This window comes from Spirosoma flavum, from assembly GCF_042686045.1.
GTDB classification, from domain to species: Bacteria; Bacteroidota; Bacteroidia; order Cytophagales; family Spirosomataceae; genus Spirosoma; species Spirosoma flavum.
Map to the genome: position 1 here is coordinate 67,757 of NZ_JBHUOM010000006.1, position 15,311 is coordinate 83,067.

A 15,311-nucleotide genomic window follows, 5' to 3' on the forward strand; every position below is an offset into this window, starting at 1 on the left:
GTTAACAAGAATTAAGTGTCATACATTTTTTGGGGTGTCAGTTCGCTCTCTCACCCCCTCTTTCGCTCATTAAACAGCGCGGCACTACCCAAAATACCGGCCTGTTCTTCGAGTTCCGAGAGAAGGATGGTGGTTTTATACGCTTTATAGGCGTTAAGCAGGACGGGATTATGCAGCCTGCTCAGCTCGCTTTTTAACCCTTTGGCAATACCACCGCCAAGCACAATCATGTCGGGAGCATAAAGGTTGACGTAATTATCAATGCCCGTTTTCAGGTAACCACAATACTCCTTTACGATAACTTCGGCATCGAAATTCCCAGCCTTTTTCTGGTTAAAAATCGTTTCAGCCGTCAGCGGTAAGCCAGGGTATTTTTGTATCCATCCAGTTCGACTGGCAATCTGAATAACTCCCGCCGACGATACTAAGGATTCCAGACAACCCGTTTTGCCACAATAACAAACAAAGTCGTTGGTGGCAATGGTCATGTGACCGCCCATATGCGCAAACGGCAGTTGCCCGTCCAGTTTACCGTCAACCGTAAAGCCAATGCCTAAACCCGTTCCTAAAGTGAGTACCAAAACGCGGCTGACCGGAACACCGGGGATGCGGCCGACCGACCGTCCCCTCCCATGACCGTAAATCGCTTCGCCAAGCGCAACAACACGCGCGTCGTTATCAAGCAAACAGGGCAAATCGTGCTGTTGCTGAATATGAGCAGCCAGCGGGTAATCTTCCATGAATTCAAGAGAACCATAGGTCGAGTCCACAGTTCCGTCGGCAAAGACAAAGCCGGGTACACCAATCCCCACCCCTGCCAACACTGCTTTTTCGGCAGCAGCTTTGGCTTTTAACTGACTGATCGCTTCGCCAATAGTTCGCAAAAAACGATCTCTATCTTTGGTTTCGGTGGGCGCAACGAGTATTGATTCAACTGGGTTGCATTCCGACTGGCCGCTGCTCAGATTGACCAGCCCGATTTTGGTTCGGGTACCACCAATGTCGATGCCTATTGCGAGCGTTTTCAAGTACGTTTCAGTAAGCGAGTTGAAGCCGGTATGTATTTAGTTGATTCGGGGCAAACCTGACCTGCACTTGCTTACCGACTGGTTTCAATACCCGTTCGTTGGTTTCGATATGCGTTGTTTGCCAGGCCTGCCGAATGGGTAAAGTGGTGGTCAGTGTCGGTATAGCTGGTTTGTTGGCTACGTTCCAAAGTCGGGCAATCAGTCCTTCATTTATACCGTCCTCACTGGGTTTCAGGCTCCACAACAGCACCGCATCGCCAGATCGTGTGGGATTTCCGATGTTCAGCAGTGAAAACGTCTTGGATGGGTACATATCAGTCTCCCCGGTAATGGCCCCTGCTACGAGTGGATTCTGATGTTCCAGCGAAAACTTCATGGCGGCAACTGGCTCAAAATCGGTCGAATGCGTCGTTAAAGCAAATTTGTACAAAAAACTGGTTTGTCCGTTCTGACCGGGAATCCCCAATACGCCTTTATCCTCCCGTTTGGTATCGATCTGCCCACCCGCCAGCGCATTCAATTGAGACGATTGCTCCCATAGCGAATCGACGGTGCTTTTGCCCAGCTTGAAAAAGCTGCAATCTATATTTGAGAGAGTGACCCCATACGCCTGGTCGGCACCCCGCTTCTCGCTCATATCGGCGAAGTGATTGAAGGTTTGCCAGTCAAGCCGGGCATTCTGGGCGGCATAATGTCCACCGCGTGTTTCTTTTTTGGCCGTCAGAATTGCGCCCAATTCTTCATGGTGGGTCGTTGGGTTATTGAGGTTGAACGAAAACGCCCAGGTTTTTACATCCTTGAAATTGGCCTGAATACTATCTTCAATTTCGATGCGGGGCGGTCCGGCCGGTCCGCCGGTGCGGGTCCGGGAGTTGGTAAACAGTGTGACCCGAACCGTATGGGGTACCGGAACTGGCGAAACGGCTTTCAACGTAACGGACACCGACCCCGCATTCTCCACCACGACGGGGCTCCCTTCATTGATATTCGCGGAATGCCGCCCAGACCCACCCAGATCATTAACGTACTTCCCGTCGATTGACTTCACTAACTGCCGTTTAGCCCACTTATCATAAATTTCCGTAATGGCCCCTGACCGACTGAGCCGGATGCGGTACCGATCATTGCTAATATATTCACCAGATACGCTTGCAGCTACCGGTAACGAGGCAGGTTCTCCCGGCTTTACTTCAAAGATGCTGTAGCCAACGGATGGAATGTTCTGCGCGTAAATACGAAGAAACCGACCACACCCTTTTGTAACCAATTGACTATCAACCTCTTTGCCGGTGGAAACATTGATAACCCGAACCGGATACGTTCCAGTGTAGGCAAGATCAGCAATGTCGCTTCGGGTCCAGCTCAGCGGGTTAAATACGTAGAAACGTGTGTTGGCGGCTTTTTTAAGCTGACTACCGAGCGTTTGGGCGGAGAGCGAAAAGAGCGAATCGACATAGCTGGAGATCTGCTGCTGAATCTTGTTTTGCCATTGGGCGCGCACCGTATTTTTAACCGGTCCATCGGCGGTCCAGTTGTGTTCCCAATACATACCGAACGATTCCCAGGCTAGCTCTTTCGCAGGAGTGAGGTGATTGGCAAAGGCTGGTTTCTTCAACGCCACCAGCGAGGCAAGGGCTTCCGCAGCCCGTAGTTTTTCCGTCGAACGGCGCACCTGAGCAGTGGTTTCGTTCATCGACGTACAATATAAATCCCACTCATTCCCGTAACTCACCGATTCGGAAGGCAGTTTCGGGTAGCTCCGGGCTATGTCTTCAAAAAAGTCTTCTTCATTGGAAACCCGAACTTTTCGGCTTGCCGTGGTACCGTTCTGGGCTGCCTGGATGAAGGGATTCGACACATATGTTTCCAGATCGTCCCAGCCATAGCCAAAAGCACCGGCCACGTTGAATGGATACCTTGATTTAGCAGAGACAGTGTCACATAAAGCATCCAATTTGGTAATGACACGGCCTATTTCTTCGGTTTTACTGACATCAGCAGGCCTTTTTTTCGGATACAATCGACATTCGGCATAACCACCGAGCGGGGCACTTATTTTTTCGTTGTAGTTGTACCATTTCATCAACACTCCTGACCCATCCAGACCAGCGTAGCGGTATACTTGGTTCCGGCGATTATCCCGGTACTCGTAGGTCATCTGACTGCCATATCCCCCTATTCCTTTATAGCTGTATTTGACTCCCGAACCCGCCCAAAGTGAGCTCAATCCCAGTGGAATGGTATTGTTTTCCATCGTCTGCGCCAGCCTGAACCGGAGTTTATACGCCCGTTCCAAGCTACCCGCATAATACATTCCGCGAACCACGGCCTCAGTCGGTTGTGCGCCGTAGGTGTTAACCAATGTATTGAGCGGGCTGCTAATATGACCCGACTTAATAGCCACAATCAGCCTGTCAAACTGAGCTGGAGAGCGGTATTTCTGGTAAGCCCGAAGCCAGTAACTGCCATCGCAATTGAAGCGGGCCTGAAAGTCGGACGGGTTACCCCTGGTAGAATCGATCTGGTGCAGGTAATAGTCGAGCATCTGGATAAACGCTGTGTCGTACTTTGCTTCGTTAGCCGTCCACATGTAATCGGTATGGTCGTCGTTGGCTATATACAGGCGTTTGACGGCGGTCTGGCGATCCGGCTGTCCAGTTGAAACAGACAGGCTTGCAAGTATGACCAAAAAGAGGAAGATATATTTCACAGTGATCAAATCAGCTAGATGCCATAAGTTATTCACAGGCCAGAATACTGGCAAGAACAGGTTGATGCTGATTTACTTAGTTAAACGGATCAGTTCTCTATTTCTCCCGGTTTTTCTACTTAATTTTGAGTAGAGCCCCCTGATTTGCTCATTGTAAGGCTCTGGGTTAGTTTATCTGACTGAATGCACTGCCCAATTGAAACCCCAGCGGATTGCTATCTTTTAAGTTCAGGTAAAAATTATGGATTGTGGTTGATAGCTGGTAAAAAATATATGTCAATAAAATCCTGGGACTTCTCGGAAATCGTTCATTTAAACCTCCGATTCTGGTCGGGACTGGACAGGAGAGTAAAACTGGATTTTTACTCTCCTGTCCAAACGGCTGTACTGATAATACTAGTCCTTCAAAAAGCCGCGTCAGTACACACTGAACGCGGCTTTTTGAAGGAGTTTAGAGTGCTGCAAAAATCACCTGAATAGCTTAATCTCAGACGGCTGGCTCTCCCTAATGCCCGTTTACCCTCAGGGGCGGCAGGTATTTTCCTACGCCGAACCTACTACTTAACTAGCATATCCAAACCCGGCGGGGCGGTTCAGGAGCGGTTTCCTTACCTAAGCCAGTCGCGTAGCCAAACGGCAGTTCTTGGACATCAATGAACGGCTCAATTGAACAAGTTGCGAAATTCAACGGGCGAATAGTTCGTCTTATTCTTGAATAACTTACTGAACGACTGAGGGTGCTCAAAACCCAGCCCATAGGCAATCTCACTGACAGATGAATGAGTAGTCGACAGTTTTTCTTTAGCCGTTGAGATGAGCTTATCATGAATATGCTGTTGGGTGTTTCGGCCAGTTAGCGTCTTGAGTAAACTGCTCAGGTACGTGGGCGACAGATGGAGTTGGTTGGCTATGTACCCGACCGTTGGTAAACTTGTTTTCAGCAACTCATCGCTGGCAAAATAAGCCTCCAGTACGGACTCAAATCGGTCAAGAAGTTTGTGGTTGGTAATTTTGCGGGTAACAAACTGCCGCTGATAAAACCGGTCGGCATAGTTGAGCAACACATCGAGTTGAGCGACGATGATGTTTTGACTAAACTTGTCGATAGAAGCCTGATATTCCTGCTGAATCTGCTGGATGACGCCGACGATCACTGACTCCTCTTTTTCTGACAAAAACAGGGCTTCACGAATCGAATAATCAAAGTAGTCGTACTGCCGGATCGTTTTGGCTAAGGGGGTATGCCACAAAAAATCAGGGTGAATCATCAACAGCCAGCCCGTATGCTCATGGGACTCATCAGCCGTACCGGTGAGTACTTGACCGGGGGCTACCTTCGTTGAAATCGTACGGCTGTTGTCCGTATTTCAGCCGACCATTGAAATTATGTTTCAACGCAATCGAATAGAAATTGTTAACAATGCTTTTCGGCTGCTCAAAGCTCCATCGCTTGATGTCGTCAAACCGGACCACGCTAATGAGCGGGTGGACTGGTTTGGGAAGGCCGGCAGGCTGATGATAGGCGGATATAGTGTCGATTCGGTGAAGCGGCTCGGTTGGCATTAGTCGACGGGCTTGTCGCCTGGCTTTAGTCCATGTAAAGCTAGGCGGGGTATGTTACAGATTATACAACACGGTTAACCCTATTTTGAGTGCCGTCGGCTTGCGGCCAAGTAGCTTTTCTAGGTCAGGGCTTATACTGTCTTCCTGGCCATTGGCGATATCGGTTATAAACCCGGTGATTCGCCGGGCCACCACATCGGGCAAACCGCGCCCGATTAGTTGTGCTTCAAAGGCGGCTGGCTCCGCTGGCGTATAGGTTACTAACTTGCCGGACAGGTTGGTCAGGGCAGTAGCCACGTCATAGAAAGAGTAAGACTCATAGCCCGTTAACTGGTAGGTTATGTTGCCTTCACCGGTTTCAGCCAGGGCATTCGCTATCGCTTCGCCCATCTCACTTCGCAGCGCCAGGGCAACCCTACCCTGCCCGGCCGGTACGTAGATACCTCGCTCGAAAACGGCGTCTCCACCCACAAACTGTTGAATAGCATCCATATACAGGACGTTCCGAAACAGCGTATGGGGCAGTCCACTGGCTTTGATATACTCCTCAGTCTGAAAGTGGCCTTCCATCAACCGGTTCACCAGCGTTGAAGGGTCTTTCAGCGCCCGGCTGGTGTAGGCAATCCGTTGAATACGGGCTTTCCGGGCTACATCCACGACATTCTGGTGTTGGCGAACCCGGTTTTTCTCATCCGTACCGGCAATCAACAGGACCGTTTCGATATTCTGCATAGCGTTGTTAAGGGACTTCATGTCGTCGTAGGTGCCCACGCTTATTGTCACGCCCTGTTTAATCAGGCTGGCGGCTTTGGTTTCGTCCCGCACGAAGGCGGCAATCTGGCTGGCCGGTATTTTTTTGCAGTAGCTGTTGGATGACTGCGGTGCCTAAATGGCCTGTGGCTCCGGTTACTAAGATCATGGTGATAGTTTGTTTTGGTCAAGACAAAGGTCCGCCCTATCCAGCCCACAGCCGTAGCCGGATTTGTGGTTGTTGTAGCCGAAACTATCGAATTAACTATCAGGCACGGCGATTTGGACTAAGTTAAGCGCTCAGCGGGCCCGCAACGACCCGGTCTCACGTATAGCAAATGACGCCCCTTTTCCGGAGTCATCGTCCACGTATCCAACTCATCAATGGCTTTCCTCAGCCATTCCTCATGCCAAAAGGCGGGATACTTCGTGGGTTCGGTCATGGGTAAGGGCTGCCTAGTAGAAAACCTACCTGGGGCAGGGTGCGATCTGTCGACGGCACTCCGCTCCAGGCCGTCAATCAGGTTGGAAATATTACATTCTCCTGGCAGACCAGAAACCCACAACCACCAAGATCTAAGAATTTCTCTTCATCAGGCCGAATAAGTTGCATATACCGCTCCGAACCGAAGACCTTTCCAAAATCGTCCACATCATCGAACCAAAGCTCCGTTGTTCCATCGTATTGAGGAGGTGGGAGGCCCGGTAATGATGCGGATACAACATGACACTGCACATACTTGCGTACGTATTGTTGCACTTCAGGGAGGGAACTGAACAGGGGAGCGTGCCTGGTTTTGTGATAGGCGACGAATTCCTCGTGACTCATTTCCTGACGTTTTTGTAAAAGAATGATGAATTTAACCATGACGTGTTGGCCGCTAACCGGCGGTTTGACTAAAAATTAGCAAGAAATTAAGTAGAGAGAGACAGGCAGTTCATCGCCTGGGCCGGGTGACCCAGGTGGAAATAGCTAATAAAAGCCGTCGGGAGGGCATCAGACCCGTGCTGATATCCAGCAGTTTATCCCGCCAGACGGGTACTACGTTCAACCGTCCGTTCTGCATTCCCCTGTAGCCTGCCCTGGCGACAGCTGCCGGTTGTTGCAACGCACCCTGAGCGAGGACCGCGCTGCCCATCTTGTCCCGAGCCACAAAACCGGTCCTTGTCACACCCGGACTTAGTACGGTAGCACTCACGCCTGTGTCGGCTAACTCAGCGTGCAGCGCTTCGGTAAAGTGCATGACGTACGTTTTAGTGGCACCGTAAACGGCCATTTGGGGTACGGGCTAAAAAGCTGCGAGCGAGCCGATGTTGAGGATACGCCCGAACTTTCGGCGGATCATATCCGGCAGGATCAATGCGGTCAACGTCGTCAGAAAGACCACATTCAGGTTAAGCATGTTGACGTACAGGGCGGGTGGCGTCTGGGCAAACGAGCCATAGTCACCATATCCGGCATTGTTTACCAGATAGTCGATTTGAACAGACTTCGTTTGTAGCTGCTCGTACAACTGCTCGGCCTGGCCCGGCAGGGATAAGTCAAGCGAAATGTAATCCACCTGAATTGAATAGCGCTGTTCAAAGTCAGCTTTAATGGCGGTCAATTAATCCGTTTGCCGGGCGACCAGTATCAGATTAATCTTATCTATGGCAAACAATCGGGCCAATTTATAACCGATACATCCAGAGGCACCGGTGATCAGCGCGGTACCTGGAAACGATTCTGTTTTCATTGCTATGGGGTTTTATGAAGACAAAAGTATCGTCTCACTCCCCCGTAAACGATGACTTAAGTTAAGAGCGAATTTTTTTTCCTGACGATGCCGAATCCGACTCAGTGACTCAGGCTTGATGCCTAAGTACGAAGCTAAATGGGCTTGCGATATTTTGGTGGGTAAGTCTGGATAGGTTTTTAGAATGTACTGGTACCTTCTTCTGGAACGAGCCCAATCGAGGTGGTTATTTTTTTAAACGCATCAATGTTCATACTTTCTTTACATCGTTGATTTAACTCAATCTTTTGGGGTTGTTAACCAAACAACGCCTGACTGCCCAGTGTCGCTCTTCGCCTTTTAAAAACCGGGCTAAGGCCCAAGTGTTCAGTAGCTTTTTGCCGGGCTTGTCCGCCGGATTCGCGGCCCAGAACAGCACCCCAGGCAAAGCGGTTGCTGGCCGGCACCCGGGAGGTGGCAAACCACAGCGCATTGTGCGCTACATCCACCGACTGGTCGGCGTACTACACCCGGCTGCGCCCGCGAACTAAGCTGATTTTGTAGAAAGCCCGCCGATCAAAGGCCATCAGTGGCTTCGTGTGATAACAGCGCATGAGGTCCTCTACGCTGAAGACGTTAAAATGCCCGGCCTCTCGTTGTGTGCCCAGCGGCAGCAACGAAGCAGCGGTTGTACCGACTACGGGGGCAAGTTTGGTATATAACGCGTCGAGTGAGGCAGATTTCACAAAAAAACTTTTGTAAAAATCAAAGGTACCTTGTTTTGGTTATTAACCTGACCCTCAATGTGATTAGTACGCGTGTGCGATAAAATCACATCGGTAAAATCGTCGGCCTTGACGTTAGCTTCGGCAACTATACTTGCGACGTGTTTTGGGGCTGCATAGCCTTGTGAGGTTAAGAAAGTCCGTGTGCCGATAAACCCGACCATCTCAGAGTACAGCCAATGGCTCAAAGCAAGAACCGGCTTGTAACGGGCACTGATGCTCGTTCATCTTGAATAGCTACCTACTACCGATCCAAGGCAAATCGCTTGGGCGTAATGCCATAATGCTTTTCAAACAATCGGCTAAAATGACTCAGGTTGCTGAAACCCAACCGGTGGCCAATTTCAGCAACGGAACCGCCACCCTGCTGAAGTAAGTATCCAGCTTCGTCCATACGGGCAATCTGAAAATAATCATAGATACTTTCCCCGAAGACCTGCTTGTAAAGATCCGTTAATTTGGAGACGCTCATACCCGACAGGAGGGCCAGTTGGGGTAATTGGGGCCGAACGCTCAGGTCGGCGACAACCGCTGCCCGCACCCGCTCCAACTGGTCAGCATCGACCCGGTGAATCGGTCGGTGTGCAAGCGTCTCCCGCTTCAGCAACCGCTCGAACAGCCAGCAAAGCAACGATTGGATCTGGATCCAGACACGCAACTCGCTTAGGGCGAATCGCATATCCACTGTGGCAAGCAACTTGAGCGCTTTCTGGGCATCCGCGCTCATGGTTTCGTAGAATAGAAAGCCTTGGGTGCCCGTCAGAATCTCCCGAACGACCTCGTTCATCTGGTTGATCCCAAGCAGATTGAGGAGGGCGGGCCTGGTCATGGATAATACCGTGAAAAAGATAGTTTTTCCGGCCGGGAAATAAAGCTCCGAATCGACATCCGGTGAGGTGATGCGAACGGTGTATTCCATTCGTTGGTCGGTGGCGCGCGCGTCGGCAGGGCCAGATTGGTCGAACGAACCGGTATTGCCTTGAATCAGCACGTTGATCCGGTCCGCTACATGGCTGGCCGCTGTACGTCTCAGGATCAACTCGTCGATCAGGGTGTATTGGTGCATCAGCAGCGAGAAATCGGGCGTCAGCCGGACCCGTTTAATCGTACCAACGCCCAGCGAGGGGGGTAAGGTGAGGGTATTATCCTGTAGGGTAGCACCAGCCTGCCGGGCGAAAGCCTCCAGAAAGCTGAACTGAGCAGTAGGGGCAAACTCAAATAGCATAAACGTATCAGCTAATCAATGATGAAAGGGCACGTACCGGCGGCTCTACTTTGGTCGATCGGACTATTTTTATCGTAAATGGGACTATTTTATTTATGTTGATACGGGGACCTTTGTGCCAGTCAAGTGATCTAAGAATGGATGCCGGGATGCGTAGACGTCACATAACGGCTTAGCACGTACCCATACCAACTATGAAAAACATAATTGTAGTCGCGGAACCCCGTTTACAGTCGGGCGGCTCATCCCGAAGGCGAAGTGCAACTCTACGCGAGCTGGCAGCAAAGCCATTACCTCTATAGCCTGTTCAACTCGCAAAACGACCCGCTGGATAACGAGCGTTATCCGGGGTTGACCTGGATCTCAGCCCAGGATGCACTGGCAGTATGCCGATAAATAGCCATTAAATCAATATTATATTCTTTATGGAAACCACGTTTGTTATTTACTGGGTCACCACCGGCCTGCTGGCCGTTGCGATGACCTACTCTGCCTACGCCTATATCACGCAGCCCACCATGAAACTGGCTTTCGAGCACTTAGGCTACCCGGCTCACTTCCGCATACAGTTGGCCGTGGCCAAGCTACTAGGGGTTATCGTGCTGCTGGCTCCCGCAGGGCCACTGATCAAGGAGTGGGCTTATGCGGGCTTCGCCTTCACCTTTATTTCGGCATTCGTGAGCCACTCCGCCCTGAGCGATCCGGTGGCCCAGCGCATTGGTCCGCTGGTTGTTTTGGTACTACTGGTGGCTTCCTACATGACGTACCATAACGTGCTGACTTAACCTGCCCGCCAATCCACCAAACGCAGCCAGCGTCTGACGGATCATCTTCAGCCAGGCTACGCCGTGCTTGGCGGGCTACGAACCGGATCTGTACCCTATCTATCCGGTTCGTAGCCTGCCTTCATACTTTTTCAACTCCTTATGAACATTTTACACGTTATTTCCAGTCCACGTTCGGAATCGTACAGTATTCGGTTGGGCAACGGCATCATCGAAAAGCTTCAGATGGCCAATCCTGGCAGCACCGTGCAGGTCCGTAACGTAGCCATCCATCCGTTTCCCCATCTGGAAGAGGTGCACATCCAATCCTTTCATACCTCCCCTGAGAGTCGTACACCCAAGCAGCGGATGGCCGTGCAGCATTCGGACATGGTTATCCGCGAACTCCAGGCCGCCGATACAATCGTTATCGGTGCTCCGCTCTACAACTTTGGTATTCCTTCCACGCTTAAGGCCTGGATTGACCACGTGGTGCGTGCCCGCGTCACGTTCCGCTATACGGCTTCGGGGATGGAGGGGCTATTGACGGGTAAGAAAGTGTACTTAGCCGTATCCAGCGGGGGCATATACTCTGAAGGCCCCTGGGCCGACAAGGACTTTGTGGTACCCTATCTGAAAGCCGTACTGGCCGGTATTGGCCTGACCAATGTCACTGTACTACGGGTGGAAGGCACCAGCATGCCGGGTGTACAGGATCAGGCCCTGAGCAAGGCGCTCTCCTGCATTAGCCTGTAAACCTGAAACATTACGCTCTTTTGATCCACGTCAGGTTATCGTTTTATTGACTGACCTGCTTCATTTCCGCCGGTTGTCCGCGAGCCAACCAGTTGTACCTCGCATCAGCCTGTAGGCCGGACCACTGGTACTATCCATGAGCTTATTGACCAATTACAAACAAGGCATCATCTACATACAATCAGCACTATGCTCAACGTACAGGAACTGGATCAGTTCGTCTCGCATCAGGACCAACTAAACGACGACAGTCGGGAACCGGCGGTACTGATCAATATTTTTCACGTCACGCCCGAACAGGGAGACAAGCTGGAAGCGGTCTGGGGCGACATTCTCCGCACGTTCCGATCACTACCGGGCTTTATCTCAGCGCAATTTCACCGGGGTACCTCTGGGAGCGGCACGTTTCTAAATTACTCCGTCTGGGAGAGCGTCGCCCATTACCGGGCCGCTTTCGAGAATCCTGAGTTTCGGAAAAAGCTGGTGAGCTACCCGGACGGGGCGGTGGCCACCCCGCATTTGTTTCGTAAAGTAGCCATCGAAAACGTATGCGTCGCCTAGCCGCTCTGGTAGCGCGACGTACCTGAATGCACGTAAACAAACGCAACATGAAAAATACCATAGCCGTAGCCGGTGCAACGGGCGATCTGGGCGAACGAATTGTCAAGGCTTTAGTGGACCGGGGTGCTGAGGTCCGCATTATTGTTCGCTCAAATAGTAACAGGGCAAAAATCAACGAACTCGAAAAACTGGGGGTCCACCTAGTTAACGTAAACGCGTGGACCGTGGACGAAGTCGCCGAAGCCTGCCGGGGTGTTTCCTGCGTCGTGTCCGCCTTGTCGGGCCTGCGGGATACGGTCGTGGACGCCCAGAAAGTGTTGTTGGATGCCGCCGTGGCGGCTGGCGTTCCCCGCTTCATCCCGTCGGACTATTCGATAGATTTCACCAAATTTCCAGCGGGTCGAAACCGCAATCTGGATTTAAGGCGCGAGTTTCACGCCTATCTCGACGAGGCCCCAATTGCGGCCACGACCATTTTCAACGGTCCCTTTGCCGACATGATTACCGGGCAGATGCCCATCATCCTTTTTAACCTGAACCGAGTGCTGGTTTGGGGGAACGCCGATCAGCGCATTGACTTCACCACCAAAGACGATACGGCCGCCTTTACGGCAAGCGCGGCTCTGGCCGACTCATCCCCCCGCTTCCTGCATATCGCCGGTGATCAGATCAGCCTTCGGGAACTGGCCTCAGTGGTGAGCGAGGTGACCGGAAAGAAGTACAGTTTAGTGAGACTGGGGGGTCTGGGTACACTCAGCATACTTATTAAAGTTGCCCGGTTTGTGGCACCCGGCGCGGGCGAGGTTTACCCCGCCTGGCAGGGTATGCAGTACCTGCGGGATATGCTGGACGGCCGGGGCAAGGCAGCGGTACTCGACAATGATTGCTATCCGAACAGGCACTGGCATACCGTGAAGGATGTACTTACCAGATTCCTAAAGGTATGAACGAGGCAAGACAGATGGTTCACTACGAAGTTACCGCTTTTCTCAAGTTGCTACGTGATCAGCTCAGGCCACTTTGAGATCGATGAACCGCTGTATGATTTCCGTCGAGGTGTATGCTACTGATTGAGTTGGACAGATAGTAAAATCACCGAAATACAGCTTCGTATTGCACATTTCCGTACCTCACTTTCTTGTACGGATACCAGAGAAGCTTGGGCTTTCGCTTGCGTTGATGCATCTGATGGGGTGTCAAATAGTTCAGCGATGCATGGGGGCGGACTGTATTATAAGCATTGATCGCTCGTTCCACTGCTTCTTCTGCTGTTGAAAAAGAAATAAACCCAAGAGCTAGTTTACAATCACCCTTCAGTGAACGAAGTACCCGCTCGGCCATCGCCGGCCCGCCGGTGCGGTTCTCATTCGGACCATAAAGGAAGACTTTAATCTTAGGGGATTCCCTACTTTTGGCACGGCCGAAACGGCCGTTGAGCAGGCCATTTCGGCTTACAATTCGGTACGGCCGCATGCGTCTTTAGGTTACAAAACGCCTATAATCAGGCTCACCAAGGGCAAGGCCATTAACCCCTAAAATGGTACCCGTATAAAAAAGTGCGGTTCGGAAATGTGCAATATCAGACTGATAATCAGTTTTGTTCCCCTTTGTAAACCTATTCCAGTAACATACGCGTCTCCCAAAAGTACAATGCCTGGCTACTACAATCCGTAGCTAGGCATTGTACTTTTGGGAGATTAAGTCGCGCCAAATTAACCAGGTAATAGCTCACTCGTCGCCTAAAAGGAAGCACTCAACCACCTCGTCAGCACATTCAGCACTTTTCTTTTTCTGACGTCAGTAGTAGAGGCCAACTTTGTCCCAGTCAAAACGAAATAACCCTCTAAAGACATAAAGTCATGAAAAAATTATTGATCCTGATGCTGGGACTGGTAGCCACTACCGCATCGTTTGCTAGTACTTCAGCAACTCACCCCTTAACTACTCAGAATCGTCTGATCATGACGGCCGAGCATAAAATCAAATTTTACGTCCAACCCCTGCAAACGAAAGGCAAATTAGTTATCTGGGATGCTAATGGCCAAGTCGTTTATAATCAAGCCGTCGATCTTCAAAAAGGGCTGAGTCAGCAATTTGATTTGTCCAACCTGAGTGTCGGTACTTATCACTTGACGCTGATGACGGGTACAGAGACGCTGACCAAAACGTTCGTCATGCAGGATAATAGTAAGGAGAGTTTTGTGGTTCAGGAATCTTAATCCATCCGGAGTAAGACTAATTGGCAGCAATTGTTGAAGAGCATCAGGATTTGGGGTGAACTGCCCTCGGATAACGGTCTAATTCTATAAAAGGGAGAGAGTCTCATCGTCTCCTAAAAGTACAATCCCTGGCTACGGATCGCAGTAGCCAGGGATTGTACTTTTAGGAGACGAGTTGTATAACTGAGGTTATGTAAAAAAGGGAATAAATATATTAAACTCCCCTTGCCGGTTTAATGGCATTCTAAGAAAAATGAAAATCAGGCTTTATCCGAGCGAAGAGCAAACTGTCTTCATAAACCCCGTTCACATTACGTGTTTTGTTGCTCATTCTGCCTTCCTCAATAAAGCCTAAGCTCTTATAAAGCCCAACTGATTTCTGGTTTGAGGAACGAGATTCTAACTCGACTCTTCCTACTTCGGGCCAATTGTCATCTACTTCCTGTAAGAAGGCTTCGAAGAGAGCTTTACCAATTCCTTTTCCTTGATAGAAAGGCTTGACCACAATCGTCAGATTGGTTAAGATATGGTTGAAGATATGAAGGCCATATTTTGATGCATGCATCTCTGCAATCAACTCATTGGTCGTGGTACTCACAGCTATCAGCATTAACCCTTGTTGAGCTATCTGTTGATAAAGTGCATATATATAGGCTTCAGTTACCTCTGTTTCAATTCGTGCGATACCTTGACTAACCCGAGCTACTTCTTTGTGTAGATCGACCAAATCAGGCAGGTCATCAATAGTGGCTTTACGAACAAGCATACTTCAGAAATCGTGTTGTATAAGTGGTGTGGCTGTTGCAAAAGTCGGAACCGGCCAAATAATGAGACGTTTGGTCTTAGTTTTCTAGCACAAACTTGTCCAAACTATTGGTTACTACTCGGCTTACTGGATGATCCATTTAGTTTTGCAACAGCCACTGCCTTTATGTTAACTACTTACTACTTTATATAGAATTAAACCCAACTCTAAAACGAGATTGATCATAACTGACAGTAGCGCATATCTGTAGTTGAAAAGCCCTTTATAGAAAGGGCTTTTGTCTTTTCGGGCACTTATCTCACTGAGCAACATCTTTTGGCCAAAAACTAGCCATAGTATAATACCATAAAACAGGGCAAAGGCTGAAAAGCTCATATGTATAGGCGGTTTCTTTGTTATATAATCGATGTGGCTGTTGCAAAACTAACTCATTGAGGGCTAGATTAGTTGTTAGCTCATGCTAGGCTTT

17 protein-coding genes and 2 pseudogenes are annotated in these 15,311 nt (G+C 50.1%); 7 read left to right on the forward strand and 12 right to left on the reverse strand.

Annotated elements, in window-relative coordinates; all coding sequences use genetic code 11:
* Positions 1-50: 50 nt before the first annotated feature.
* From ACFS25_RS13330 to ACFS25_RS13375, 10 genes and pseudogenes are all read right to left on the reverse strand, one after another.
* Positions 51-1,028, reverse strand: a complete 978-nt coding sequence (locus tag ACFS25_RS13330; RefSeq protein WP_381501412.1) for an ROK family protein — start codon at positions 1,026-1,028, stop codon at positions 51-53.
* A gap of 7 nt (positions 1,029-1,035) precedes the next feature.
* A complete protein-coding gene (locus ACFS25_RS13335; RefSeq protein ID WP_381501415.1) occupies positions 1,036-3,717 on the reverse strand; it encodes a glycosyl hydrolase-related protein in 2,682 nt (893 codons plus the stop codon).
* Between the two features lie 683 nt (positions 3,718-4,400).
* Positions 4,401-5,301: pseudogene (locus ACFS25_RS13340) on the reverse strand (helix-turn-helix domain-containing protein).
* A gap of 54 nt (positions 5,302-5,355) precedes the next feature.
* Entirely contained in the window at positions 5,356-6,126 is a 771-nt protein-coding gene (locus tag ACFS25_RS13345) for an NmrA family NAD(P)-binding protein (protein ID WP_381501418.1), read from the reverse strand.
* 445 nt (positions 6,127-6,571) lie between these two features.
* A complete protein-coding gene (locus ACFS25_RS13350; protein WP_381501421.1) occupies positions 6,572-6,919 on the reverse strand; it encodes an EthD domain-containing protein in 348 nt (115 codons plus the stop codon).
* Positions 6,920-6,989: 70 nt separating this feature from the next.
* Positions 6,990-7,658 (reverse strand): annotated as a pseudogene (locus tag ACFS25_RS13355) (SDR family NAD(P)-dependent oxidoreductase).
* Complete coding sequence (locus ACFS25_RS13360; RefSeq protein ID WP_381501424.1) at positions 7,659-7,787, reverse strand: hypothetical protein; 129 nt, start codon at positions 7,785-7,787, stop codon at positions 7,659-7,661.
* Positions 7,788-8,083: 296 nt separating this feature from the next.
* A complete protein-coding gene (locus ACFS25_RS13365; RefSeq protein ID WP_381501426.1) occupies positions 8,084-8,275 on the reverse strand; it encodes a hypothetical protein in 192 nt (63 codons plus the stop codon).
* Between the two features lie 15 nt (positions 8,276-8,290).
* Positions 8,291-8,512 (reverse strand): hypothetical protein, encoded by a 222-nt coding sequence (locus ACFS25_RS13370; RefSeq protein ID WP_381501430.1) that lies wholly within the window; start codon positions 8,510-8,512, stop codon positions 8,291-8,293.
* 283 nt (positions 8,513-8,795) lie between these two features.
* Complete coding sequence (locus tag ACFS25_RS13375; RefSeq protein ID WP_381501433.1) at positions 8,796-9,776, reverse strand: helix-turn-helix transcriptional regulator; 981 nt, start codon at positions 9,774-9,776, stop codon at positions 8,796-8,798.
* A 258-nt stretch (positions 9,777-10,034) separates the two neighbouring features.
* Here ACFS25_RS13375 and ACFS25_RS13380 point away from each other — a divergent pair, with 258 nt between their 5' ends.
* The 5 genes from ACFS25_RS13380 to ACFS25_RS13400 all read left to right on the forward strand — a co-directional run bounded on the left by ACFS25_RS13380 (position 10,035) and on the right by ACFS25_RS13400 (position 12,804).
* Positions 10,035-10,172, forward strand: coding sequence for a hypothetical protein (locus ACFS25_RS13380; protein WP_381501436.1), 138 nt, complete (start codon positions 10,035-10,037; stop codon positions 10,170-10,172).
* Positions 10,173-10,201: 29 nt separating this feature from the next.
* Positions 10,202-10,561: a DoxX family protein gene (locus ACFS25_RS13385; protein ID WP_381501439.1), complete on the forward strand. Its 360-nt coding sequence runs from the start codon at positions 10,202-10,204 to the stop codon at positions 10,559-10,561.
* Between the two features lie 141 nt (positions 10,562-10,702).
* Complete coding sequence (locus tag ACFS25_RS13390) at positions 10,703-11,296, forward strand: FMN-dependent NADH-azoreductase (RefSeq protein WP_381501442.1); 594 nt, start codon at positions 10,703-10,705, stop codon at positions 11,294-11,296.
* Between the two features lie 189 nt (positions 11,297-11,485).
* Positions 11,486-11,857, forward strand: a complete 372-nt coding sequence (locus ACFS25_RS13395) for an antibiotic biosynthesis monooxygenase family protein (RefSeq protein ID WP_381501446.1) — start codon at positions 11,486-11,488, stop codon at positions 11,855-11,857.
* Positions 11,858-11,904: 47 nt separating this feature from the next.
* Positions 11,905-12,804 carry an NmrA family NAD(P)-binding protein gene (locus ACFS25_RS13400; RefSeq protein ID WP_381501450.1) on the forward strand — a complete coding sequence of 300 codons (900 nt, stop codon included), beginning with the start codon at positions 11,905-11,907 and terminating at the stop codon, positions 12,802-12,804.
* 145 nt (positions 12,805-12,949) lie between these two features.
* Here ACFS25_RS13400 and ACFS25_RS13405 read toward each other — a convergent pair whose 3' ends face one another.
* Complete coding sequence (locus ACFS25_RS13405; RefSeq protein WP_381501459.1) at positions 12,950-13,198, reverse strand: integrase core domain-containing protein; 249 nt, start codon at positions 13,196-13,198, stop codon at positions 12,950-12,952.
* 33 nt (positions 13,199-13,231) lie between these two features.
* On the opposite strand from ACFS25_RS13405, the gene ACFS25_RS13410 reads away from it, so the two are divergent.
* Entirely contained in the window at positions 13,232-13,393 is a 162-nt protein-coding gene (locus ACFS25_RS13410; RefSeq protein WP_381501462.1) for an integrase core domain-containing protein, read from the forward strand.
* A 323-nt stretch (positions 13,394-13,716) separates the two neighbouring features.
* On the forward strand, positions 13,717-14,076 hold the full coding sequence (locus ACFS25_RS13415) for a T9SS type A sorting domain-containing protein (protein ID WP_381501453.1): 360 nt from the start codon (positions 13,717-13,719) through the stop codon (positions 14,074-14,076).
* A 244-nt stretch (positions 14,077-14,320) separates the two neighbouring features.
* Here the strand turns inward: ACFS25_RS13415 and ACFS25_RS13420 are convergent, their stop codons facing one another.
* Positions 14,321-14,842: a GNAT family N-acetyltransferase gene (locus tag ACFS25_RS13420; RefSeq protein WP_381501456.1), complete on the reverse strand. Its 522-nt coding sequence runs from the start codon at positions 14,840-14,842 to the stop codon at positions 14,321-14,323.
* Between the last annotated feature and the right edge of the window lie 469 nt (positions 14,843-15,311).